The organism is Pantoea alhagi, from assembly GCF_002101395.1.
Classification (GTDB): Bacteria; Pseudomonadota; Gammaproteobacteria; order Enterobacterales; family Enterobacteriaceae; genus Mixta; species Mixta alhagi.
Genome location: NZ_CP019706.1, coordinates 1,282,643 through 1,307,382 on the forward strand (window position 1 = coordinate 1,282,643; position 24,740 = coordinate 1,307,382).

Sequence of the window (24,740 nt, forward strand, 5' to 3'; positions counted from 1 at the left end):
GACTCCTTATACTTGCTTCTGGAACACACACGCGCCGTGCGCAGGCCCATGCCAGACAGTGGACGGAACAGGATTATCTTCCCCGGCAAAAGGAGGAACCGCGCGCCACTCTCCATCTGGTAGAAATAATTCGCTTACGTCTTGCGTGGCATTAATCGTGATCAACCAGCGTCCGGACAGCAGGATTTGCAGTTTATGCTCATCCCGCTCCCACTGTTGCTCATCCAGCGGCTCTCCCTGACTGTTTAGCCACTGAACATTGCCATCACCTTCCCTCCACCAGCGATCCTGCGTCAACGCAGGGATCTGCTGGCGCAAATGAATCAGCGCGGCGGTAAAGGCGTACAGCCCTTCATCCTGGTTTTCCCAGTCGAGCCAGGTGAGTTCGTTATCCTGACAGTAAGCGTTATTGTTGCCGTGCTGGGTATGCCCATGTTCATCACCGGCCAGCAACATCGGCGTGCCCTGCGCCAGCAGCAGTGAAGTCAGCAAGGCGTGCGCGCTGCGACGGCGGCGCTCCAGCACGTTAAGCGAGACCGTTAGCCCTTCGCTGCCGTGATTATGGCTAAAGTTGCCGTTATGTCCGTCACGGTTATCTTCGCCGTTGGCCTCATTGCGTTTACGCGTGAAGCTCAGCAGATCGCGCAGGGTAAAACCGTCATGGGCGGCGATCAGGTTCACCGTGGCGGATGGCAGGCGGTCGCTATGCTGGAAGGCGTCGCTGGATGCGGCGAAACGGCGCGCAAAGTCGGCGGTGGTCACCCCGCCAAGCAGCCAGTAGCGGCGCATATCGTCACGGAAGCGATCGTTCCAGTCAGCAAACGGCGACGGAAAACTGCCCACCTGATAGCCGTTCGGCCCGATATCCCACGGTTCGGCGATCAGCTTCACTTGAGAAAGAATCGGACAGGCTTTTAGCGCCGTGAAGAAAGGCGCATCGGCACGAAAATCGGGCGTTCTTCCCAGCACCGGAGCCAGATCGAAGCGGAAGCCATCGACATGGCACACCGTAACCCAGTAACGCAAGCAGTCGAGCGCCCAGTTCACTACCTGCGGATGGCGGAAATTGAGCGTGTTACCGCAGCCGGTCCAGTTGTGATAATGGCCGTCATCGGTTAACCAGTAGTAGCTGGCGTTGTCGATACCGCGCATTGAAAGCGTCGGACCGATCTCTTCCAGCTCGGCGGTATGATTCAGCACGATATCCAGCACCACCTCAATGCCCGCCGCATGCAGCGTTTTCACTGCCTGCTGAAACTCCTGTAGCGGGCTCAGGCCGCCAACGCCGGAGGCGTAACGCGGTTCCACTGACCAGAGCGCATAAGGGTTGTAGCCCCAGTAGTTACGCAATCCCAGCTGCTGCAGGCGTGGCTCATCGGCAAACTGCGCCACCGGCTGGAGTTCCAGCGTGGTGATACCGAGCTGTTTGAGATAATTGACAATAGCAGGATGCCCCAGCGCAGCGTAAGTACCACGCTGCGTTTCCGGAATTTCCGGATGCCGCTGGGTTAATCCACGCACATGCGCTTCATAGATCACCGTATTGCCCCAGGGCACACGCGGCGCGGCGTCATCACCCCAGTTAAAGGCTTCCGCAACCACCACGCTTTTCGGCGCAATCGCTGCATTATCCTGCTCATCGCGCTGCCATTCGCCACCGTTAAACAGCGGGCTGTCCACCACCTTGCCCTCAACGGCGCGGGCGCAAGGATCAACTAACAGCTTAGCCGGATTGAAGCGATGCCCCTGCTCCGGTGCCCAGGGACCATGTACCCGGTAGCCGTAGCGCTGGCCCGGCTGGAGATCGGGTACGTAGCCATACCAGATGTTATTGGTGCGTGACGGCAAGTCATAGCGTACTTCCTGCTCCTTTTCATCGAACAGGCAAAGCTCCACGCGTTGAGCGTGTTGAGAGAACAGCGTGAAGTTAACCCCGTTACCATCCCAGGTTGCGCCGGGGGGAGCAGGATTACCCGTACGCAAATGACTCATTCCGCCTCCCGAACCAGCCAAATCGTCGCCAGCGGCGGTAATGTCAGCATCAGCGAATGCTCACGGTTGTGGCTGGGTAGCGGATCGCTCCACACCACGCCGCCGTTGCCGGTATTGCTGCCGTGGTAATGAACAGAGTCGGTATTCATGATTTCGCGCCAGGCGCCGGGCTGGTTAATACCGAACCGGTAGTTGTAGCGCGGCACCGGCGTAAAGTTACTGGCAACGATGATTTCGTTACCGTCACGATCGCGGCGCGCAAAAATAAATACCGAGTTTTCGTAATCATCCACCACCAGCCATTCAAAGCCGTTACCCTCGAAATCGCACTGGTGCATGGGCGCATGATGCCGATAGGTAAAGTTAAGATCGCGTACCAGGCGCTGTACGCCGTGGTGCCAGTTGTCTTCGCCTTCCAGCAGGTGCCAGTCAAGGCTGGCGTCATGATTCCACTCACGTCCCTGCGCGAACTCGCCTCCCATAAACAGCAGCTTTTTGCCAGGGAAAGCCCACATCCAGCCGTAATAGGCGCGCAGGTTGGCAAATTTCTGCCAGGTATCGCCCGGCATGCGATCGAGGATCGAACGCTTGCCGTGTACCACTTCATCGTGCGAAAGCGGCAGCACAAAGTTTTCGGTGTAGTTGTACAACATGCCGAATGTCATCAGGTGATGGTGATGACTGCGGTAAATCGGGTCGTGCTTCATGTAATCCAGCGTGTCGTGCATCCAGCCCAGGTTCCATTTGTACCAGAAGCCCAGACCGCCGGTTTCCGGCGGACGTGATACGCCGTGAAAATCGGTGGATTCTTCAGCGATGGTGACCGCGCCCGGTGCGGTGTTGCCCAGCATCCGGTTGGTGTAGCGGATAAAATCGATCGCTTCGAGATTCTCACGCCCGCCAAAGTGGTTCGGCACCCATTCGCCCTGCGGACGGCTATAGTCGCGGTAGATCATTGACGCCACCGCATCCACGCGCAGGCTATCGATGCCAAAGCGTTCTACCCAGTAGAGCGCGTTACCGGCAAGATAGTTACTGACTTCACGTCGTCCGTAGTTATAGATCAGCGTGTTCCAGTCCTGATGAAACCCTTCGCGCGGATCTTCATGCTCATACAGCGCGGTGCCGTCAAACTGCGCCAGGCCGAAGTCATCGGAAGGGAAGTGGCCGGGCACCCAGTCAAGGATCACATTCAGGCCGGCAGCGTGCGCAGCAGCGACAAAATGGCGGAACTCATCACGCGTGCCGAAACGTCGGGTCGGCGCATACATCCCCACCGGCTGATAGCCCCAGCTACCGTCAAACGGATGCTCGTTAATCGGCATCAGTTCAATATGGGTAAAGCCCATCTCTTTAACGTAGGGGATCAGCTGCTCTTCCAGCTCTTTGTAACTCAGCCAGAAATTGTTATCGGTGTGACGACGCCAGGAGCCGAGGTGCACTTCATAGATGGAAATCGGCGCGTCAAAGGCGTTGGCCGCTTTGCGGTCCTCGCGCATAACCACCTTTTCCGGTAGCCCGCAGATTACCGAGGCGCTGTCAGGGCGCATTTGCGATTCAAAAGCAAACGGGTCCGATTTCAGACGCAGCTGCCCTTTATTATCAATAATTTCAAACTTATAGAGCTGTCCGGTGCGTGCTGCCGGCACAAACAGCTCCCAAATGCCGATTTCCTGACGGAAGCGCATCGGATGGCGGCGGCCATCCCAATAGTTAAAATCACCCACCACCGAGACACGGCGAGCGTTAGGCGCCCAAACCGAGAAGCGGGTGCCGCTAATACCGTCAATCACGTCGGCATGCGCGCCCAGCGTTTCGTAGGGGCGTAAATGGGTGCCTTCCGCCAGCAGCCAGCTGTCCAGCTCTTGCAGCAGCGGGCCGAAGCGATAGGCATCGTCAATCAGGTTCTGCTCGCCATGCCAGGTGACGGCAAGCTGATAGCGAAACGGGTTTTTACGACGGGGGATAACACCGTTAAAAAAGCCGCGTGAGTCGAGACATTTCAACTGAGCGCATTTACGCCCGGTGCTGGTTTCAATCACCCACACTTCTGAGGCGTCAGGCAACAGCGCCCGCACCTCAAGTCCGTTACTGGTCTGATGCATTCCCAACAGTGAAAACGGGTCAGCGTAGTGACCTTCAATAATCGCATTGATCGCCTGGCGATCCGGGAGCTCTGACATGACTTTCTTCCTGTGATGTATGGTAGCCGAAACGTTACGTTTAAGGACGTTAGCCTGACTACTCTTCAATGAGCCATGCGCACGCTGGCAGAGCCGCACCTTTCCCTGGAAAAAGCATTGCCGCGCGCATCAACTTTTAATCTTCAAAGCAGAAAAACAAAACAGTCCTGCTAAGCATAGACAAGGCCAACAATAAGCCTGCGAACTTTGTATAAAATAATTAGCACAATGCTAAAAAAGAGGATACGGATCACCCAGCGGTTAATTTTTGCGCCAGCCTGATGAAAAGACAGGGAAAGGAAGAGAGTGTGAAATTTCGGATTAAGGACGGAACGTTAGCCTCTTGCCCCATTCGGTCGTAGAATGGGGCAAGAGCCGATTAATCTACCAGCAAACGCAGCATGCGACGCAGCGGCTCGGCAGCGCCCCACAGCAGCTGATCGCCAACGGTAAAGGCGGAAAGATATTCCGGCCCCATATTCAGCTTACGCAAACGCCCCACCGGCGTGGTCAGCGTACCGGTTACCGCCGCAGGCGTCAGTTCACGCATTGTCAGCTCACGGTCGTTGGGCACCACTTTCACCCACTCGTTATGCGATGCCAGCAGCTGTTCAATTTCCGCCAGCGGCACATCCTGTTTCAGCTTCAGCGTGAAAGCCTGGCTGTGGCAGCGCAGCGCGCCAACGCGTACGCACAGGCCATCAACCGGGATAGTTTGCTGCGTACCCAGGATCTTGTTGGTCTCCGCCTGGCCTTTCCACTCTTCGCGGCTCTGGCCGTTTTCCAGCTGCTTATCAATCCACGGAATCAGGCTGCCTGCCAGCGGCACGCCGAAATTATCCACCGGCAGCGTGCCGGAACGGGTAAATTCGGTGACTTTACGTTCGATGTCCAGAATCGCCGACGCCGGATTTTGCAGCTCTGGCGCAACGTGATCGTGCAACATCCCCATCTGCGTCAACAGCTCACGCATATGACGCGCACCGCCGCCGGAGGCCGCCTGATAGGTAGCGACGGAAGCCCATTCAATCAGATTGTGCGCAAACAGACCACCCAGAGACATCAGCATCAGGCTCACGGTGCAGTTGCCGCCGACAAAAGTTTTGATGCCTTTATCCAGCCCTTCGCGGATGACCTGCTGGTTAACCGGGTCGAGGATAATGATGGCGTCGTCCTTCATGCGCAGCGTGGAGGCCGCGTCAATCCAGTACCCCTGCCAGCCGCTGGCGCGCAGCTTCGGGTAGATCTCACCGGTATAATCGCCGCCCTGGCAGGTGATGATAATATCCAGCGCGCGCAGCGCCTCAATATCATACGCATCCTGCAGCGTACCGCTGTGAGCGCCCACCGTCGGTGCAGCCTGCCCGTGCTGTGAGGTTGAGAAAAAAAACGGACGAATTACGTCAAAATCACGCTCTTCGCTCATGCGCTGCATCAGCACTGAGCCGACCATACCGCGCCAACCAATAAGACCTACATTTTTCATTAAACACCTGCTACAGGCTTCCGGCTGATGACTGCGTCACCAGGATAGCGCCTGACTGTCTGAAGAGTAAAAATACCGGCTCGCCAGAAAGCGAAGCCTGCCAGAGAAAATGGGTTTACCTGTGACCCTCAACTCTACAAAATGCAGCTCTGCTGGCAAGTGAATTAATTCGATTGCGTTAATCTTTTCAACAGCATTGCTAATAACGGCGCTGCTGAATTAAAAGTAAAGAGCAAAATAAATGACTGAAATGATCTCCGCGACCATATTATTGTTGTTGATTATGGATCCTCTCGGCAATTTGCCGATATTTATGTCGGTTTTAAAGCATCTGGAGCCGAAACGGCGGCGTATCGTTTTGATCCGCGAAATGCTGATTGCGCTGGCGCTGATGCTGCTTTTTTTATTTGCTGGCGAAAGAATTCTGGCGTTTCTTAACCTGCGTACTGAAACGGTCTCGATCTCCGGCGGCATTATTCTGTTTCTGATCGCCATCAAAATGATCTTCCCGTCGCCGGAAAGCAGCAGTACCGGCCTGCCGGTCGGTGAAGAACCTTTTCTGGTACCGCTGGCGATCCCGCTGGTAGCCGGGCCTTCGCTGCTGGCAACGCTGATGCTGCTTTCGCACCAGTATCCGCATCAGATGGGTTATCTGGTCGGCGCGCTGCTGTGCGCGTGGGGCATTACGGTGGTGATTCTGTTGCTTTCCGGCCTGTTTCTGCGGCTGCTGGGCGACAAGGGCGTCAATGCGCTGGAGCGTCTGATGGGGCTGATTTTGATTATGCTGGCGACGCAGATGTTCCTTGATGGCATTCGCGCCTATCTGAAGATTTAGTCTGGCGGGCGATAAAGGGCGTCAGAAGCGGGCGGATATCGGGTATCCGCCCGTAACGATCAGGAGAGCAGCTGAAAAGCGATCATGCCGACAATGGCGCCGGTGGTGCCCAGAATGGTTTCCATCAGCGTCCAGGTCTTTAGCGTTTGCGCCTCGGTTGCGCCGGTAAAGCGGCCAAACAGCCAGAAGCCCGCGTCGTTGACATGGCTGACCACAATCGAACCGCCAGCGATGCACAGCGACAGCGCCGCCATTTGCGCGCCGTTGTAGTGCAGCGGCTCAATCACCGGCATCACCAGCCCTACGGCCGTTAAACAGGCTACCGTCGCCGAGCCCTGAATAATGCGCACCGCGGCCGCAAGGATAAAGCAGGCCAGCGCAATCGGCAGGCCCGCGCCGGTTAAGGCATTGCCCAGCGCCGGGCCAACGCCGGAATCTACCAGCACCTGCTTAAACACGCCGCCCGCGCCGATTACCAGCAGAATAATGCCCGCTGGCTGCAGCGCACTGCCGCAAACCTGCATCACTTTTTCTTTATCCATCCCCTGCCGCCAGGCCAGGCCATAAATCGCCAGCAGCAGCGCCAGCAGAATTGCGGTAAACGGATGGCCAATAAACTCCAGCCACTCATACAGGCGTGAACCTTCAGAAGTAAAGCGCGCACCGATGGTTTTCAGCCCCACCAACACCAGTGGGAAAAGGATCAGCGACAGGCTGAAGCCAAAGGAGGGCAGCTTATGCGCTTCCACTTCCGGCTGCGCCACGTCTTCCGGCACGTTAAAGCTGACATGGCGGCTGATAAAGTTGCCAAACAGCGGACCGGCGATCAGCATACCGGGCAGCGCCGCGCATAGCCCCAGCAGGATCATCCAGCCGAAATCAACATGCATCTGCGACGCCAGCAGCATCGGTGCCGGACCCGGCAGCAGAAACGCCGCCGCCGCCGCTACGCCGGCAAACAGCGGGATCACCAGCCTGACGAGGTTATCGCCGGTGCGTCTGGCCACGGCGAAAGCGATGCTGATCAACAGCACCACCGCCACTTCAAAAAACAGCGGCAGCGCGCAAATCAAGCCCGCTATCCCCATCGCATAATGCGCCCGGCTTTCGCCAAATGATTTCAACATGCGAATAGCGATTTGATCGACCGCGCCGGTTTCATGCAGGATTTTGCCAAACATAGCGCCCAGCGCTACCACCACGGCGAGAAAGCCGAGCGTACCGCCCATGCCTTTTTCCATGGTTTCGGCAATTTTATCCAGCGGCATCCCGGAAAACAGGCCAGCGCCAAAAGAGACTAATATCAGGGCGACAAAGGCGTGCATACGCGCCTTCATCACCAGAAACAGCAGCAGAACAACCGAACCTGCTGCGGTTAAAACCAGGGTTGCGGTACTCATCAGAAACAACTAATCCTTTTTGATCGCACCCTCAATGGTCGCGATGGTGGCGGCAACGACATCCGGCAGGGGGTGATTGATATCCACCACCAGCACATCGCTTTCATCGGCGTCTGGCTCTTCCAGCGTATCGAACTGGGAGACCAGCATTTGCGGCTTAAAGAAATGGCCTTTGCGCGCCTTCAGGCGGCTTTCAATGGTGGCAAACTCACCTTTCAGATAGATAAAGGAGAGGTTGTTATTCCCCTGACGCAGGATATCGCGATAGCTTTTTTTCAGGGCAGAGCAGACGATGATCGAAACGGCCTGAGTACGCTGCATTGCAAATGCCGCATCGTTAACCGCCTTTAGCCAGGGACGACGATCGTCATCGTTCAGCGGATGGCCTTCCGCCATTTTTTCAATATTCGCGCGGGGATGCAGAAAATCGCCGTCGAGAAACGCGGTTTTCAGCTGGTGCGAGACTTCATAAGCAACGGCAGATTTGCCGCTGCCTGATACGCCCATCAAAATGAATACGTGATGTGACGGCGACTGATTTTGCATTATTGTTAGCTCCGGCAGATGAAGATAGCAATGTTACCGATAACATTGCCATCCCCATTCTCAGTACGTGCGTTCATCAGCGCAACCTGTCTGGCAGGAAAAGCCTGGAATTGTGAGCGAGTTCAAAAAAAGCGCAGATTCAGATGCTCTCCCCTTCCTGGATCTCAAATCCCACATCGACAGGCTGATGTTCGCGGCTTTCACCGCCAATACGCGCTAACAACAGCGCGGCGGCTTCACGCCCCATACGATCGCGCGGCGTCAGCACGGTTGCCAGGCGTGGCGTCACCACATGCGCAATGTCATGCCCGTGAAAGCCGGCAATTGCCATTTGCTGCGGCACGCGCAATCCCTGACGCTGACATTCAAACATAGCACCTATCGCCAAATCGTCATTGGTGCAGAACAGGCTGTCGGTTTGCGGGTAACGCCGCCGCGCCTCACACAGCAGCATCGCGCCCGCGCTAAAAGAAGAGGCTTCTTCCATCATGACGCTACGCGGTTCCAGCTCCGCCTCACGCATTGCCAGTTCATAGCCCCGTTGTTTTTGCAACGTGCGCTCATCCAGCCGTGCGCCCAGATAGACGGTATGTCGATGCCCTTTCGCCAGGATCGCCTGGGTCATTTGCCGCGCCGCCTCAACGTTATCAAAGCCCACTGCCATATCCAGGCAGGGTGAAACGCTGTCCATCATTTCAATCACCGGGATCCCGGCGGTTTCAATCATGCGCAGGCTGGCTGGCGTATGGGTACGTTCGGTAAGGATTAGCCCGTCAATGTTCCAGCCCAGCAGCGAACGCAGCTGTAGCTCTTCTTTTTCCGGGTTATAACCGAAGTGGCCGACCAGCGTCTGATAACCTGCCGCATCGGTTACGCTTTCAATGCCGCGCAGCACATCGGCGAATACCTGGTTAGTTAATGAAGGCAGCAGCACGCCAATTGCACGGCTGGTGGCGTTAGAAAGCATATCGGGGGCGCGGTTGGGAATGTAGCCCAGCTCATCCAGCACCACAGCAATTTGCGCGCCCAACGCAGCGGAGACCTGCTGCGGATTACGGAGGTAGCGGCTGACGGTCATTTTTGTCACGCCAACACGATCGGCAACATCCTGAAGCACGGGTCTTTTCTTTTTCATTATTATTCGCAGGCCAGAGGGAGATGGTGTGAGTTTACAAAAAAAGCGCGGCAGTAACGAGCGGGGAAAACGCGCCTTATCGGACACTTATCGCGTATTGATAAATTACAAACAGAAAAAGCCGCCGTCGGGTTGCGACAGCGGCCTGGGAGGCTTAAACCGGGGGCAGATCGAACAGCAGGATCTCTGCGTCGCTGCTCGCCTGTAGCATCAGCGCGCTCTCTTCCCAGATTGCCAGCGCGTCGCTGGTGGCGATCGGTTGGTCATTGACCTTCACCTCGCCTTTTACCACCTGGATCCAGATGCGGCGTGACGGATCCAGCGCAATGGTGTCGCTTTCACCCGCTTTCAGTACCCAACGCGACAGCGTCATATCCTGATAGACCTTCAGCGAACCCTCACGGGCATCCGGTGAAAGTATCAGCTGCCGCCCCGTGACATCGGCAAAGCGTCGCTGGTCGTAGCGCGGTTCAATACCGGTGCTTTCCGGGATAATCCAGATCTGATACAGATGCAGCGGCTCGCTGCTGCTGGCGTTATATTCAGAATGACGCACGCCGGTACCGGCGCTCATAATCTGGAACTCGCCCGCCGGGATCTGCTCTTTATTACCCATGCTGTCCTGATGCTCTACGGTGCCGGAGAGCACGTAAGTCAGGATTTCCATATCTTTATGGGGATGCGTACCAAATCCCTGACCGCCAGCAATAACATCTTCGTTAATTACCCGCAGCGCCGAGAAGCCCATGAAATTGGCATCGTAGTAACTGGCGAATGAAAAAGTGTGCCAGCTGTCCAGCCAGCCGTGGTTAGCATGTCCGCGCTCTTCAGCTTTGCGTAAATAAATCATGTTCAATGCTCCTCAACGTTTTTTTCTAGTCTGGGGCCGGAGCGGATGGAATGATAGCTGAAAAACTTCACGCCTCTGTTCAAAAAAAATGAATGGGTATGCGAAGAAGCTTAAGCACTTTGGCAAATGCAGGGCAAAAAAAAGCCAGCTTATGGCTGGCTAAAAAAATACTGGAAGCAATGTGAGCAATGTCGTGCTTTCGCAGGGAGTCCGATACCGGTCTCGCTGGAGTGCATGGCAATAATAATCATTATCATTCGTATCTGTAAAGCTTTTTTATTGCTGCTCTGGTGAGATGAGCCCGAACTCATCTGACGATCTCGCAGGCAGATTCCAGTTTGGCGGCTCCGGCTCAACTTCTTCGACCTGCAATCCGTGTGCGCCCTCAGACAGACGGAAGCGGGTAACAAAGCCTCTGCCCCAGGGAAAACGCTTCTTTTTGAATTTCTTTTCTGAACTCAGAACAACCGAAAATACATAAGCAGTATCAAGCCGAAACGGGTAAGCGGCGATATCCAGACACTCATCTGCACGAACAGTGTAAGACTTAGGTATAAAAAGCTTTTCACGGGCCATGCCTGCCATTTCATAGATGTGTATAGCGTAAACCTCCTCGTCTCCCTCCGGCTGTACGGTTACACATGGTTTATTATCTTTAATCGTCACTTGAGCAGGATAGTCAGGATGGTAATAGTCGCCCGGACCAGGGCAGCCGCTTAGCAGCAAGGCGGCTGCTATAAAGAGTAATTTTCGCATGATTATCTCTGCCTGAGAAAATGGGTTAACACACGCTCATAATCCGCTTTGATGTTTGGGTGAGCTTTACCTGTAAAAGTCCCAACAGATGGAAGTAACTTAAGCCACAGGCCATAGCCATATCGATAAAGCAAAAAATAATCAGCCACTATCTGCGCTTGCTGTTCCATAGTGTAATCATGTAAATATTTATTTTCATTAAAATCATAATGATAACTGGCTGCCCAGCTAAAAAGTCCGCGGGTTCTGACCCACATCCCTTTCTGATATTGCCAGACATGGGTCAGCTCATGGATAAACGTATGCTGTTTACCAATGTCGGAAATCGCTGAGAAGTCATGCGCATAGAGATAGTCACGCATGTATATCTCCCCGTTGGGCGCCATCGCTACATTTTGGCTCTGCAGGCCAAAAGGAAAGTAGCTGTCATAGTGGATCCAAACTCGAGAGTAAATAATCGCATTACCAAATATTGTTTTAGCCATGTTGATTTCGCCCGGTGTCATCAGGCGTAAGCTTCCTTGCTTTCCATTTTTCATTAGCGGTTGTCCATACTTTGCAGTTAATGAAATATATAACGTGAATGATTATGATTTAAATAATTCAATCTAATGGGAATGTTATTTTCTTAAAGTGTTAATAACATCCTTTAGCGCCCGGTTAATTAATAGCAAATAAACATTCAGGTGAATTTTATTTTATTCATTTAATTTCAATAGGTTACAACACAAAAAAATATCGAAATGCGGTTAATTGGCATGAACCATTACTCGTTGCCTTAATTAATCTGAAATTTGACTTTTAAAATTTATTTCATGCATCCAGAAAAACCAATAACGATTTTAACACACAAGATCAATATATATTTTCTGTTATTCGACCCCTGCCTCATTTTTTTACAATCAAAGGTTCCACTAAAAAGGCGATTAATTTTATTTATTTTTTAACGCAACTACGTGAATGTAATAGATAAAACAGCCAGATAACGGAGGGATAATATGAGCAATATTGTTGTACGTTACGCCGTGCCGAAATTCAGCTTTCGACACGGCGTACCATTAATACCCTGCCGTTAAGTCATCGACCGTACGCGGATCGGACGCGCCGTACAGCATGCCGTCAGGCCCGATCATAATGCTTTGCGTACTGCCCATCGCTGGCATTACTTCGACGTTCTGTGCTTTCGCGCTCAGCAATTTGAGCGTATCCGGGCTGAAACCTTTCTCAACGCGTAGCTGATCCGGCAGCCACTGATGATGGAATCGCGGCGCATTGGTGGCTTCAGCCACGTTCATCCCAAAATCGATGCTGTTAACCACCATTTGCAGCACGGTTGTGATAATGCGGCTGCCGCCCGGACTGCCGGTAACCAGCCAGGTTTTGCCATCTTTCGCCACAATAGTTGGCGACATTGATGACAACGGACGCTTGCCTGGCTGAACGGCGTTGGCTTCTCCGCCGACCAGGCCATAAACGTTTGGCGTGCCCGGACGAGCGGAAAAGTCATCCATCTCATTGTTCAGCAGAATACCGCTTTTGCCTGCCACGATACCGCTGCCGAAATTAGTATTCAGCGTATAGGTCACCGCGACCGCATTGCCCTGCTTATCCACCACCGAAAAGTGCGTGGTCTGGTTGCTCTCATACGGCGCCAGTTTGCCCGGCTTGATCTCTGTTGAAGGCCGCGCTTTGGCGATATCAATCTGCTGCGCCAGCGATTTCGCATAGGCTTTGCTGGTGAGCGCCTGCCACGGCACCTTAACAAAATCGGGATCGCCCAGATATTCCGAGCGGTCGGCGTAGGCATATTTCTCTGCTTCAGCCATTACCTGCATCGCGTCGGCGCTGCCGAAGCCCATTTTTGCCAAATCGAAGTTTTCCAGGATATTCAGGATCTGCACAATATGGATACCGCCGGAAGAGGGCGGCGGCATGGAGAAGACCTGATAGCCGCGATAGCTGCCGCTAATCGGCTGGCGCTCTACGGCGCGGTAGCTGGCTAAATCCGCTTTGCTAATCAGTCCGCCGTGCTGCGCCATCTCTGCGGCGATCTGATCGGCAATCTCCCCTTTGTAGAAGGCGTCCGCGCCCTGTTGTGCAATCAGCGACAGGCTGTGTGCCAGATTCGCCTGCACCAGACGTTCGCCTTTCTGGTAAGGCGTGCCGTCCGGCTTAAAGAAAATAGCTTTGCTGTTTTCATGCGACAGCAGCACCTCTTTGCCATAACTATTCAGATCGTCAGCCAGCGCATCGTTCACAATGATGCCCTTGCGCGCCAGCTCAACGGCGGGCTGTACCAGCTGGCTTAGCGGCAGCGTACCGTACTTTTGGGCCGCCAGCGCAAAGCCCGCCACCGTGCCGGGCGTACCGGAAGCCAGCGGTGAGGTCAGGGAAAGTTTACTGTCCGCATTACCCTGTTTATCCAGAAACATATCCCGGCTGGCACGAGCGGGTGCCACTTCACGAAAATCGATAGCCGTGGTACGGCCAGAAGCGGTGCGCAGCAGCATAAAGCCCCCGCCGCCCAGGTTGCCCGCCTGCGGATGGGTTACCGCCAGCGCAAAACCCACCGCCACGGCGGCATCCACCGCATTGCCGCCCTGACGCAAAATATCCACGCCAATTTGCGTGGCGGTCTCATCCACTGACGCTACCATCCCCTGCTTCGCCCGAACCGGATGGAAGGTATCCGCTTCGATACCATAGGAAACCGGTGGGGCATTTTGTACCAGCGCCAGCACCGATCCGCCCCAAAGCAGCGTCAGCAACGCAGCGGTGAGCCGCCATCCCTTTACTTTTTTCTGCATATCATCACCTTTGTTGTTGTGTTTACATTGTGTTTACTTTTCTTAAACTTGCACAAAATAAGCACAAAAAGCGAGCCTTAACGCAAATTAGCATTCAGTGACAGGCCGATCGCGGAAGGTGAGTTAAACTTAGACTGGGCAACACACAGCGATGCCGCTCTGGCGTCGTCTCCGCCGCGTTGCTAATGAAGGAGAACAGCAAGTGAAAAAACTACTGATGATTTTTATCGCTCTGCTGCCGCTAAGCGGCATGGCGAATACGCTGAACAACAACAACCCTAACCAGCCGGGTTACAACCCAAGCCAGCAGCGTCTGCAAACCCAGATGCAAACGCGTCAAACGCAGCAGCAAAACAAGTTACGTATGGATCAGCAGCAGCAGACACAGCAAATGCAGCGTCGCATGCAAGAACAGCGGAACAGCACGCAGCAGCGCGTTTTACAGTCGCAGCCCGGCAGCAATACTCCGCCGCCGGTTTATCAAAATAACACGCAGTAATATTTAAAAATCGGGGCCAATAATATCGATGCGATCGGTACAGATCGCATCTACGCCCCACTCCAGCAGCGTCCGCGCACGTTCGGGTTGATTCACGGTATAAACCAGAATTCTCAGCCCGGCCTGTTTAATCGCGGCAGTACGCTCCGCATCCAGCAAACGATGATTCAGGTGAACAGAGACACAATCCAGCGCCCGGGTCATTGCCTGCCAATCTTCATGCCATTCGTCCAGCAGCAGTCCACGCGGCAGTTCCGGCGCGGCCTGCCTCGCTGCCTCCAGCGCCACCACCGAAAATGACGAAAGCAGTGGCGCGGTTTCCCCCTGCCACAGCTCACGCGCCGCCAGCGCGATCGCTTTTCCGGTCTGCGCCTCATAACCGGTGGTAGGCTTGATTTCAATATTCGCCATCAGATGATGCTGGCGGCAACGCGCCGCAACGGCCTCCAGTAGCGGCAGGCGCTCGTTGCTAAAAGCTGAGCTAAACCAGCCGCCGGCATCCAACTGAGCCAGCTGATGCCACGGCATCTCACCCGCGATGCCCCAGCCGTTGCTGGTGCGATCGAGCGTATCGTCATGCAGCAGGAAAATATGCTCATCGCGCGACAGTTTGGCATCAAACTCAATCATGGTATGACCGTAACGCGCACCAGTATCAATTGCCGCCAGCGTGTTTTCCGGTGCCAGCTTGCCGCCGCCGCGATGGGCAACAATACGAGGATAAGGCCACTCTTTATTCATTCCAGACGCGCTCCCTGTTTAGCTGAAAAAAAGTGCAGCGCCTCCACAGGCAGATGCAGCCATAGGGTGCTGCCTGGTGCGGGACGCTCAAGATGCGGCAAGCGTACCACAAGGCGCTGTTCGCCCCACTTTCCGTGCGCCAGATTATCTGCGCCAAGGATCTCCAGCGTTTCGACAACCAGCGGAATACCGCCCGCCTCGCGACTGCTGAGCCTGATATGTTCCGGACGAATGCCCAGCGTCGCCGCCTGATTCGCCCACTGGGTTTTCGCCACGGCCAGCGGCAGCGCCAGATTATCGCCCAGCACAAACGCATTGCCGTCGCGACTGAAGCTGCCTTCCAGCAGGTTCATCGCTGGCGAGCCGATAAAGCTGGCGACAAAGCGCGTTGCCGGACGCTCATAAACCTCAACCGGCGTGCCGACCTGTTCGACAACGCCTTTATTCATCACCATCACGCGTTCCGCCAGCGTCATCGCTTCCACCTGGTCGTGGGTGACATACAGGCTGGTGGTGCGTAGCCGACGATGCAACAGCTGCAGTTCCAGGCGCATCTGAACGCGCAGCCGCGCATCCAGGTTAGAGAGCGGCTCGTCAAACAGAAACACCGCCGGTTCGCGCACAATTGCGCGTCCCATCGCCACGCGCTGACGCTGACCACCAGAAAGCTCGCGCGGTCGCCTTTTTAGCAGCGCATCCAGCTCCAGGCTGCGTGCCGCTTCCAGCACCCGCTGGCGGATCAGTTCACGTCCCATGCCGCGAATTTTCAGGCCGTAGGCCATGTTCTCTTCAACCGTCATATGGGGATAGAGCGCATAGTTCTGGAAAACCATCGCAATGCCGCGATCTTTTGGTTCCAGCTCCGTGACCCGCTGCGTATTGATATAGATGTCGCCGCTGGTGACGCGCTCCAGCCCGGCGACCATACGCAGCAGCGTCGATTTACCACAGCCGGAAGGCCCTACCATCACCATAAATTCGCCGTCGCCTATCACCACATCCAGCGGCTGAATAATTTGCTGCTTGCCGTCATAAGACTTGGTAACGGCCTGAAGGGTTACTGCTGCCATAGTTTATTTCTCACTCTCGACTAAACCACGGACAAACGCCCGCTGCATCACCATAACCACCACTACCGGCGGGATCAGCGTTAGCAGCATCGCCGCCATTACCAGATTCCATTGGGTCGTGCCTTCGCCTGAGGAGATCATGCTGCGAATGCCCGCAACCGCCGTGCCCATTTTTGTCTCGCTGGTAATCAGAATCGGCCACAAATACTGGTTCCAGCCGTAGATAAAGGTGATCACAAAAAGCGCCGCCAGGTTGGTACGCGACAGCGGCAGCACAATGTCACGGAAGAAACGCATCGGGCCTGCGCCATCGATGCGCGCCGCCTCCATGAGCTCATCCGGCAGCGACATAAAGAACTGACGGAACAGAAAAGTGGCGGTCGCTGAGGCCATCAGCGGCAGCGTCAGGCCGCTGTAGCTATCGAGTAGCTGAAGGTTAGCTACCACCTCCACCGTAGGGAAAATACGCACCTCGACCGGCAGCATCAGCGTGATAAAAATCATCCAGAACACCAGGTTACGTAGCGGAAAGCGAAACCAGACCAGCGCGAAAGCGGAAAGCATCGAGACGGTGATTTTACCGAAGGTAATACCCAGCGCCATCAGCGTACTGTTAAACAACAGCACGCTCATTGGCGCGCTGTTGCTGCTGACGCCGTACAGCCAGATCTCACGCAGGTTGTGCCATAACTGAGTACCCGGCACCAGGCTCATCGGCACCTGAAAAATCTGTTGGTTATCCAGCGTGGCGGCCACAAAGGCGACCCAGAGCGGGAACAGAATGGTCAGAATGCCCAACGCCAGCATAACGTGGCTGAAAATATCCAGCCCGCGACGATTCTCAATCATTGATAACGCACCTTACGCTCGACATAGCGGAACTGAATAATGGTTAAGACAATCACCAGGAACATCAGCACCACCGACTGCGCCGCCGATGAAGAGAGATCGAGACCGGCAAAGCCTTCCCGGTAAATCTTATAAATCAGCGTGGTGGTGGCCTGTACCGGACCGCCCTGCGTGGCGGCGTCAATCACCGGGAAGGTGTCAAAGAAGGCGTAAACCAGGTTTACCACCAGCAGAAAGAAGCTGACCGGCGCGATCAGCGGCAGCGACAGATGAAAGAAGCGGCGTACCGGCCCAGCGCCATCAATCGCGGCCGCTTCAACCAGCGAACGCGGGATCGATTGCAGCGCAGCGAAGAAAAACAGGAAGTTGTAGCTGATCTGCTGCCATACCGAGGCCAGCACCACCAGAAACATCGCCTGGCCGCTGTTCTGTGCGTGGTTCCAGTTGTAACCGATGCTCTGCAGGAAGTGGGTGATCAACCCGATGCCGGGGTTAAATAAAAACATCCACAGCACGGCGGCGATAGCTGGCGCAACCGCATAGGGCAGCAGCAGCAGCGTCTGATAAAAGCGTTTCAGGCGCAGCACATGATCCGTCAGCGCGGCGAACAGTAGCGAAATGACCAGCCCAAAGCCGGTCACCAGCGCACTAAAGATGAGTGTGGTCCAGAAGGATTCAAGATAATAGTCGTCATCCAGCAATCGGCTAAAGTTTTCCAGCCCGACAAAGGTACTGGAAAAGCCAAAGGGATCCACGCTTTGTACCGAGTACCAGAGCGCTTCGCCGGCTGGCCAGATAAAAAAGATCAGGGTAATAAGCAGCTGAGGGAAAACCAGTACCCAGGGAAGCCAGCGTGACTGGAAAACGGGACGAGAACTCGACATGCGGTAATTCCATAACAGATCGGCACAAGCGGTGCGTGACAGGATGAGGTGATAGCCGGACCGCCGCAGCGGCCCGGCATCTGCTTACTTCACCTGTTGTTCGAAACGACGCAGCAGCAGGTTGCCGCGCTGGACGGCAGAATCCAGTGCGGCCTGCGGCGTTTTGCTGCCGCTCCAGACGCCTTCCAGCTCTTCATCAACAATGGTGCGGATCTGCGGCATATTGCCGAGGCGTAAACCTTTGGTGAAAGGCAACGGCGGCTTATTCAGCATCTGACGCGTGGCGATATCCGCGCCTGGGTTCTTCTCATAGAAGCCCTGCTGGCGCGTCAGATCGTAAGCGGCGCGGGTAATGGGCAGATAGCCGGTTTTCTGATGCCATTCGGCAGCGTTTTCCGGCAGAGCGAGATACTGTAAAAACTCCGCCACGCCTTTGTAGGTGGCGCTGTCTTTGCCCTGCATTACCCACAGGCTGGCTCCGCCGATAATGGCGTTCTGCGGCGCGGAAGGCACGCTTTCGTCATACGGCATCATGCCGACGCCATAATTGAATTTGGCATGCTGACGTATATCCGCCAGCGAACCGGATGAGGCGGTGGTAATCGCACAGTCGCCGTTATAGAACTTTTCAGTAGACTCATCCTTACGGCCAAAGTAGGTGAAGTCCCCTTTTTTGTTCATCTCTTGCAGCATGGCGATATGGCGCACCTGTTCCGGCTTATTGAAAATCAGCTCGGCGCTGGTGCCACCAAAACCATTGTCCTCGGTGGCCACCGGCAAACCGTGCCAGGCGCTGAAGTTTTCAATTTGGATCCAGCCCTGCCAGCCGCTGGCGTAGCCGCACTTCATGCCCGCTTTTCGCAGCGCCGCCGTATCTTTTGCCAGCTGCTGCCAGGTTTTAGGCGGCTGTTCGGGATCTAAGCCCGCTTTCTTAAAGGCGTCTTTGTTGTAATAAAGCACCGGCGTGGAGCTGTTAAACGGCTGCGAAAGCAGGTGTCCGCTTTTCGCATCGGTATAGTAACCCGCGACCGTCGGCACAAACTGCGATTCATCGAATTTGATGCCTGCATCGTTAAACACTTCATAGACCGGCTTGATCGCTTTAGAAGCCATCATGGTGGCAGTGCCGACCTCGTAAACCTGCAAAATCGCCGGTGCTTTGCCGGTACGTACCGCAGCGATACCGGCCGCCAGGCTCTGTTCATAGTTGCCTTTATAAACCGGTACGATTTTATAATCGGGGTGCGCCTGGTTGAAACGTTGTGCCAGTGAGTCAACTTCTTTGCCTAATTCGCCTTCCATAGAGTGCCAGAACGGAATTTCCGTCGCGGCCAGGGCCTTGCCGCTCAGTGCCAGCCCCAGCACAATGCTGAGAGCGGTATGACGAAACGTAAAGGAGGACATAGCGTTTTCCTGTGACATTGTAGGTGTGCGTAACAACACGCTTTTTTAGTTCGCAACGTAACATGACACGGAAAAATGACGGTGAGATAACCAGCAGATGACAGAAAGATGACGGCGAGATTGCACTGGGCGGGCGGAGACGGGCGCTGAACGGCAAGGATTTTGCGGGACAGGCAGAGACGCAAGCGAGGCCGCAGGACGAGCGGGGAAGCAAGCGGGATTCCGGCCTTACGTAAAGACGCAACTGCCGTCATCCATGACCGGCTCGACCCGCGCCTTCCATGGCGCGGGACGCTTTACTCCTGGCCGGAACCCCGCTTGCCCTGGGCTTCGGCGTCGCCTGCGGTACGATATCAGGCACCCAGGTAAGCGCTGCGTACCGCCTCGTTAGCCAGCAGCGCATCGCCGCTGTCTTCCAGCACCACGTGACCGTTCTCCAGTACGTAGCCGCGATCGGCCAGCTTTAACGCCTGATTGGCGTTTTGCTCCACCAGGAAAATAGTCATGCCCTCCTGGCGCAGTTGCTCAATGGTATCGAAGATCTGTTGAATGATAATCGGCGCCAGCCCCAGCGAAGGCTCATCCAGCAGCAGCAGTCGCGGCTGGCTCATCAGCGCACGGCCAATCGCCAGCATTTGCTGTTCGCCACCCGACATGGTGCCCGCGCGCTGAATACGCCGCTCATGCAGACGCGGAAACAGCGCGTAAACCTGCGCAATTCGCTGCTGGTATTGCTGGCGGCTGGCGAAGAAGCCGCCCATCGCCAGGTTCTCCTCCACCGTCATCCGCGAGAACACCCGGCGTCCTTCCGGCACGATAGCAATCGCCTCACGCATAATGCGTGCCGTTTGCCAGTCGGTGATCGCTTTACCATCAAAGGTAATGGTGCCTTCAGACGCGCGCGGCTCGCCGCACAGGGTGCCCAGCAGGGTAGTTTTTCCCGCTCCGTTCGCGCCAATCAGCGTGACAATTTCGCCCTGGTTAATCTCCAGACTAACCTGATGCAGTGCCTGAATTTTGCCGTAATGCGCGCTGACCTTGCTAAGCGTTAACATCGGATTCGCCATTTTATGCCTCACCTAAATATGCGCGGATCACGTCCGGATTATTACGGATCTCTTCCGGCGTGCCGTTTGCCAGCGGCGTTCCCTGGTTAACCACATAGATGCGATCGGAAATACCCATTACCAGCTTCATATCATGCTCAATAAGCAGCACCGTGACCTTATGCTCGCTGCGCAGCTCCGCAATCAGCTCATCCAGCTCATGGGTCTCTTTCGGGTTCAGGCCCGCCGCAGGCTCATCCAGCATCAGAATTTCCGGACGCGTTACCATACAACGGGCAATTTCCAGCCGACGCTGCTGACCGTAAGCCAGATTGCCCGCCTGCCGGTTAGCCATCTCCAGCAGCCCAACGCGCTGTAGCCAGTTGGCAGCCTGATCCAGCGCCTCGTTTTCGCTACGCCGGAAAGCAGGCGTTTTCAACAGGCCAGCAAACAGGCCGCTTTTCAGATGCTGATGCTGCGCCACCAGCAGGTTTTCAATCACTGTCATTTCGCGAAACAGGCGGACATGCTGGAAGGTACGCACGATGCCCATGCGTGCAATCTGCTGGCCCGGCAACCCGGCCAGCTGGCGATCGCCTAAGCGAATCGATCCGCCGGTCGGCTTATAAAAACCGGTCAGGCAGTTAAACACCGTGGTTTTGCCCGCCCCGTTCGGGCCAATCAGCGACACGATCTCTTGTGGATGCAGCTCCAGCGCCACGTTATTGACCGCCAGCAGGCCGCCAAAGCGCATCATCAGGCCTTCCACCGTTAATAAAGGCTGACTCATGCCTGCTCTCCTTGTTGATCGCGCTTCAGCTTCAGATGCGGACGCTGCATCGGTAATAATCCCTGCGGACGCCAAATCATCATCAGCACCATCAGCGCGCCCAGCACTAACATGCTGTATTCATTCAGGTCACGCATCAGCTCACGCGAAACCACCAGCAGGATCGCCGCCAGAATCACCGCAAACTGCGAGCCCATGCCGCCCAACACCACAATCGCCAGCACAAAGGCCGATTCGGCAAAGGTAAAGGATTCCGGGCTGATAAAGCCCTGACGAGCGGCAAACAGGCTGCCGGCAAAACCAGCAAACGCGGCGCTGATAGTGAAAGCGGTGAGCTTGATGCGCGTTGGGCTGAGGCCCAAAGAGCGACAGGCGATTTCATCTTCACGCAGCGCTTCCCAGGCGCGGCCCAGCGGCATGCGCAGTAAACGGTTGATAACAAACAGCGTCAGCACCACCAGCAACAGCGCTACCAGATAGAGGAAGATAATGCGGTCGCTGGGATCATATTTCAGGTTGAAGAAGTGGTGAAACGTATCCCAGCCGCCGTCACGCGGGCTGCGGTTAAACTCCAGGCCAAAAAAGGTGGGCTTCGGGATCTGGCTGATACCGTTCGGACCGCCGGTAATAGCGGTGTTGTTCAACAGCAGAATACGGACAATCTCGCCGAACCCGAGCGTAACGATTGCCAGATAATCGCCGCGCAGGCGCAGCACCGGAAAGCCCAGCAGCAGGCCAAACAGCGCGGAAACCAGCCCCGCCAGCGGCAAACATTGCCAAAAGCCCAGCCCGTAATAGTGGTTAAGCAAGGCAAAGGTATAAGCACCGATGGCGTAAAATCCGCCATAGCCCAGCACCAGCAGGCCGGAAAGCCCTACCACTACGTTCAGTCCCAGCCCAAGCATGACGTAAATCAGCGTCAGCGTGGCAATGTCCACCGTGCCGCGTGAGACGATAAATGGCCAGATAACCGCCGCCGCGATAAGCAGCAGCGCCAGCAGCTTCTGCTTTGGCGTACTGCCGTCAAAGCTCGGCAGCACAAAACCGCTATGGCCGCTGCGTTTCAGGCGACGTCCCACCAGCGGACGCAGCAGCTGGAAAACAAACACCACGGCGCAGCCGATGGCGATCCAGTTCCAGCGCACGCTGCCCGCATTGTTGACCACCAGCCGCGTACCGTCGAGATTAAGACGCATGCCCATAAAGAATGCGGCAAGAATCAACAGCATCAGCGCCGAAATAACGGCATTAAAAAAGTGAGCGGGCTTCATACTTTTTCTACCTCCGGACGACCCAGGATCCCCGTCGGCATCACCAGCAGCACCACAATCAGCAGCGCAAAAGAGACCACATCTTTATATTCAGTGCTGAGGTAGGCGGAGGTCAGCGCCTCGGCGATGCCTAACACCAGGCCGCCCAGCATCGCGCCGGGAATACTGCCGATGCCGCCCAGTACCGCAGCGGTAAAGGCCTTCATGCCCGCCATAAAGCCGATATAAGGGTTAATGACGCCATAAAACTGCCCCAGCAGCACGCCTGCAACCGCCGCCATCGCCGCGCCGATCACAAAGGTCAGGGAAATCACCCGGTCGGTGTTGATCCCCAGCAAACTGGCCATTTTTAGATCTTCCGCGCAGGCGCGACAGGCGCGACCCATGCGTGAATAGCGGATAAACAGCGTCAACGCCAGCATGGCGAGGAAGGTTACCAGCCAGATAATCACCTGCATGGTGCTGATGGTAGCGGCAAACCCATTGCTCTCGCCCAGCGTTATTTGCCCGCTGACCAGGCCCGGCAAGGCGAGATCGCGCGAGCCCTGCGTCAGGCTGACATAGTTTTGCAGGAAGATAGACATACCGATGGCAGAGATCAGTGCAATCAGGCGTTTCGAGGAGCGCACCGGCCTGTAGGCGACGCGCTCGATGCTCCAGCCATAAGCGCTGGCGATCACGATTGCCGCCAGGAAACCGGCACCAATCAATACCCAACCGACATCGATGCCAGCCATCATCAGGGCGGCAATCACAATAAACGAGACATAGCTGCCGATCATATACACTTCGCCATGCGCGAAGTTGATCATGCCGATAATGCCGTACACCATGGTATAGCCAATGGCGATCAGCGCGTAGGTGCTGCCTAAGGTCACGCCATTAAGCAACTGCTGAAGAAAATAGAGAAACTGCTCGGACATAAGATAAACCCCAACAAAACTGCGCAGATCACTCCCGCAGCGAAAAAACGTCCGTCTTCACAAAGTGCAGGATAGAACCGGGGTTAGGCACGCCTGACCCCGGACTGCCCGCTCTTACAGAGTACGCTTTATTTCACGGCAGTTGAGGTGCCGTCGGCGTGCCATTTGAATACGCCAAATTCAAACCCTTTCAGGTCACCTTTCTGATCCCAGCTCAGGTTGCCCATAACGGTCGGCACCGGCTGGCCCTCTTTCAGGTTTTTAGCGATATCCGCAGGCTCTTCGCTTTTGCTACGTTCTATACCGGCAACCAGCGACTGCAGCGCCGCGTAGGTTGTCCAGACGAACGGACCGGTAGCGTCCAGCTTTTTAGCTTTAATCGCGTTAACAATCGGCTGGTTTGCCTCTACCTGGTCATAGCGTTTCGGCAGGGTAACCAGCATCCCTTCGGACGCTGCGCCAGCGATATTAGAGAGAGAGGCGTTGCCGACCCCTTCCGGTCCCATGAACTGCGTTTTCAGACCAGCTGCACGTGCCTGACGCAGGATCTGGCCCATTTCCGGGTAGTAACCGCCAAAGTAAACGAAATCGATATTTTCTTTTTTCAGGCGCGCAATCAGCGTAGAGAAATCTTTATCGCCTGCGGTGATCCCTTCAAACATCGCAATCGGCGCATTGGCTTTTTTCAGGCTCTCCTGTACCGAGCGCGCCAGCCCTTCGCCGTACTGCTGTTTGTCATGCACAATGGCAATGCGCTGGGGTTTAAGCGTGTCGAGAATATACTTGGCGGCAGTCGGTCCCTGATCGGAATCCAGACCGGTGGTGCGCATAATCAGCTGATAGCCACGGGAAGTCAGATCGGCTGCGGTGGCGGCAGGCGTAATCATCAGGACGCCTTCATCTTCATAGATATCGGAAGCGGGCTGCGTGGAAGAAGAGCAAAGATGACCAATGACATAACGGATGCCTTCGTTGATCACTTTGTTAGCAACCGCGACCGCCTGCTTGGGATCGCAGGCGTCATCATATTTCACCGCCACCAGCTTATTACCATTTATGCCACCTTTGGCGTTGATGTCGGCAATCGCCTGGGTAGCACCGGTAAATTGCATATCGCCGTACTGTGCGACCGGGCCGGACATCGCACCAACGATCGCGACTTTGATATCTTCCGCCAGCGCAGCCTGACTCATAGCCAGCGCCATACATCCTGCCAGCATTATGCGACCTTTACTTATTTTCATCCTGACTTCCCCATCTGTTGTGACTGTTG

At 55.4% G+C, this 24,740-nt stretch carries 22 protein-coding genes; 2 read left to right on the top strand and 20 right to left on the bottom strand.

The features are described from left to right. Window positions 1-6 precede the first annotated feature (6 nt). The 3 genes from glgX to asd form a co-directional block, all read right to left on the bottom strand. Window positions 7-1,992 carry a glycogen debranching protein GlgX gene (gene glgX, locus B1H58_RS06060; protein WP_085068629.1) on the bottom strand — a complete coding sequence of 662 codons (1,986 nt, stop codon included), beginning with the start codon at window positions 1,990-1,992 and terminating at the stop codon, window positions 7-9. After that, entirely contained in the window at window positions 1,989-4,175 is a 2,187-nt protein-coding gene (glgB, locus tag B1H58_RS06065) for a 1,4-alpha-glucan branching enzyme (RefSeq protein ID WP_085068630.1), read from the bottom strand. Before glgB ends, glgX begins: the two co-directional genes overlap by 4 nt. 379 nt (window positions 4,176-4,554) lie before the next feature. Continuing rightward, window positions 4,555-5,661: an aspartate-semialdehyde dehydrogenase gene (asd, locus tag B1H58_RS06070; protein WP_085068631.1), complete on the bottom strand. Its 1,107-nt coding sequence runs from the start codon at window positions 5,659-5,661 to the stop codon at window positions 4,555-4,557. 241 nt (window positions 5,662-5,902) lie between these two features. Here asd and B1H58_RS06075 point away from each other — a divergent pair, with 241 nt between their 5' ends. Next, window positions 5,903-6,496, top strand: a complete 594-nt coding sequence (locus tag B1H58_RS06075; RefSeq protein ID WP_085068632.1) for a YhgN family NAAT transporter — start codon at window positions 5,903-5,905, stop codon at window positions 6,494-6,496. Window positions 6,497-6,555: 59 nt separating this feature from the next. Here B1H58_RS06075 and gntU read toward each other — a convergent pair whose 3' ends face one another. The 7 genes from gntU to ggt all read right to left on the bottom strand — a co-directional run bounded on the left by gntU (window position 6,556) and on the right by ggt (window position 13,990). Beyond that, complete coding sequence (gene gntU / locus B1H58_RS06080) at window positions 6,556-7,896, bottom strand: gluconate transporter (RefSeq protein WP_085068633.1); 1,341 nt, start codon at window positions 7,894-7,896, stop codon at window positions 6,556-6,558. 9 nt (window positions 7,897-7,905) lie between these two features. Next, window positions 7,906-8,442, bottom strand: coding sequence for a gluconokinase (gntK, locus tag B1H58_RS06085; RefSeq protein WP_085068635.1), 537 nt, complete (start codon window positions 8,440-8,442; stop codon window positions 7,906-7,908). Window positions 8,443-8,581: 139 nt separating this feature from the next. Then, window positions 8,582-9,577: a gluconate operon transcriptional repressor GntR gene (gene gntR / locus B1H58_RS06090; protein ID WP_085068637.1), complete on the bottom strand. Its 996-nt coding sequence runs from the start codon at window positions 9,575-9,577 to the stop codon at window positions 8,582-8,584. Between the two features lie 154 nt (window positions 9,578-9,731). Continuing rightward, window positions 9,732-10,427: a pirin family protein gene (locus B1H58_RS06095; protein ID WP_085068639.1), complete on the bottom strand. Its 696-nt coding sequence runs from the start codon at window positions 10,425-10,427 to the stop codon at window positions 9,732-9,734. A 276-nt stretch (window positions 10,428-10,703) separates the two neighbouring features. Beyond that, window positions 10,704-11,183: a putative T6SS immunity periplasmic lipoprotein gene (locus B1H58_RS06100; RefSeq protein WP_085068641.1), complete on the bottom strand. Its 480-nt coding sequence runs from the start codon at window positions 11,181-11,183 to the stop codon at window positions 10,704-10,706. A gap of 2 nt (window positions 11,184-11,185) precedes the next feature. Further along, the gene (locus B1H58_RS06105; RefSeq protein ID WP_085068643.1) at window positions 11,186-11,722 is read right to left on the bottom strand and encodes a type IV secretion protein Rhs; all 537 of its coding nucleotides are present in this window, start codon (window positions 11,720-11,722) and stop codon (window positions 11,186-11,188) included. 519 nt (window positions 11,723-12,241) lie between these two features. Continuing rightward, the gene (gene ggt, locus B1H58_RS06110) at window positions 12,242-13,990 is read right to left on the bottom strand and encodes a gamma-glutamyltransferase (protein WP_085068645.1); all 1,749 of its coding nucleotides are present in this window, start codon (window positions 13,988-13,990) and stop codon (window positions 12,242-12,244) included. Between the two features lie 202 nt (window positions 13,991-14,192). Between ggt and B1H58_RS06115 the strand changes: the two genes are divergently transcribed. Continuing rightward, window positions 14,193-14,489: a DUF2756 domain-containing protein gene (locus tag B1H58_RS06115; RefSeq protein ID WP_085072240.1), complete on the top strand. Its 297-nt coding sequence runs from the start codon at window positions 14,193-14,195 to the stop codon at window positions 14,487-14,489. 3 nt (window positions 14,490-14,492) lie between these two features. Here B1H58_RS06115 and ugpQ read toward each other — a convergent pair whose 3' ends face one another. The 10 genes from ugpQ to B1H58_RS06165 form a co-directional block, all read right to left on the bottom strand. Beyond that, window positions 14,493-15,230, bottom strand: a complete 738-nt coding sequence (gene ugpQ, locus B1H58_RS06120) for a glycerophosphodiester phosphodiesterase (protein WP_085068647.1) — start codon at window positions 15,228-15,230, stop codon at window positions 14,493-14,495. Continuing rightward, complete coding sequence (locus tag B1H58_RS06125; RefSeq protein ID WP_085068648.1) at window positions 15,227-16,300, bottom strand: sn-glycerol-3-phosphate import ATP-binding protein UgpC; 1,074 nt, start codon at window positions 16,298-16,300, stop codon at window positions 15,227-15,229. The genes ugpQ and B1H58_RS06125 overlap by 4 nt, the downstream gene beginning before the upstream one ends. 3 nt (window positions 16,301-16,303) lie before the next feature. After that, entirely contained in the window at window positions 16,304-17,149 is an 846-nt protein-coding gene (gene ugpE / locus B1H58_RS06130) for a sn-glycerol-3-phosphate ABC transporter permease UgpE (RefSeq protein ID WP_085068650.1), read from the bottom strand. Further along, entirely contained in the window at window positions 17,146-18,033 is an 888-nt protein-coding gene (ugpA, locus tag B1H58_RS06135) for a sn-glycerol-3-phosphate ABC transporter permease UgpA (protein ID WP_085068652.1), read from the bottom strand. Before ugpA ends, ugpE begins: the two co-directional genes overlap by 4 nt. Window positions 18,034-18,117: 84 nt before the next feature. Continuing rightward, window positions 18,118-19,437 (bottom strand): sn-glycerol-3-phosphate ABC transporter substrate-binding protein UgpB, encoded by a 1,320-nt coding sequence (gene ugpB / locus B1H58_RS06140; protein ID WP_085068654.1) that lies wholly within the window; start codon window positions 19,435-19,437, stop codon window positions 18,118-18,120. Window positions 19,438-19,790: 353 nt separating this feature from the next. Then, window positions 19,791-20,504, bottom strand: coding sequence for a high-affinity branched-chain amino acid ABC transporter ATP-binding protein LivF (gene livF, locus B1H58_RS06145; protein ID WP_085068656.1), 714 nt, complete (start codon window positions 20,502-20,504; stop codon window positions 19,791-19,793). Between the two features lies 1 nt (window position 20,505). Then, window positions 20,506-21,273 carry a high-affinity branched-chain amino acid ABC transporter ATP-binding protein LivG gene (livG, locus tag B1H58_RS06150; protein WP_085068658.1) on the bottom strand — a complete coding sequence of 256 codons (768 nt, stop codon included), beginning with the start codon at window positions 21,271-21,273 and terminating at the stop codon, window positions 20,506-20,508. Further along, window positions 21,270-22,544 (bottom strand): high-affinity branched-chain amino acid ABC transporter permease LivM, encoded by a 1,275-nt coding sequence (locus tag B1H58_RS06155; RefSeq protein WP_085068660.1) that lies wholly within the window; start codon window positions 22,542-22,544, stop codon window positions 21,270-21,272. Before B1H58_RS06155 ends, livG begins: the two co-directional genes overlap by 4 nt. Beyond that, window positions 22,541-23,467, bottom strand: a complete 927-nt coding sequence (gene livH, locus B1H58_RS06160; protein ID WP_085068662.1) for a high-affinity branched-chain amino acid ABC transporter permease LivH — start codon at window positions 23,465-23,467, stop codon at window positions 22,541-22,543. The genes B1H58_RS06155 and livH overlap by 4 nt, the downstream gene beginning before the upstream one ends. Before the next feature lie 128 nt (window positions 23,468-23,595). Next, window positions 23,596-24,711 (bottom strand): branched-chain amino acid ABC transporter substrate-binding protein, encoded by a 1,116-nt coding sequence (locus B1H58_RS06165; protein WP_085068664.1) that lies wholly within the window; start codon window positions 24,709-24,711, stop codon window positions 23,596-23,598. Between the last annotated feature and the right edge of the window lie 29 nt (window positions 24,712-24,740).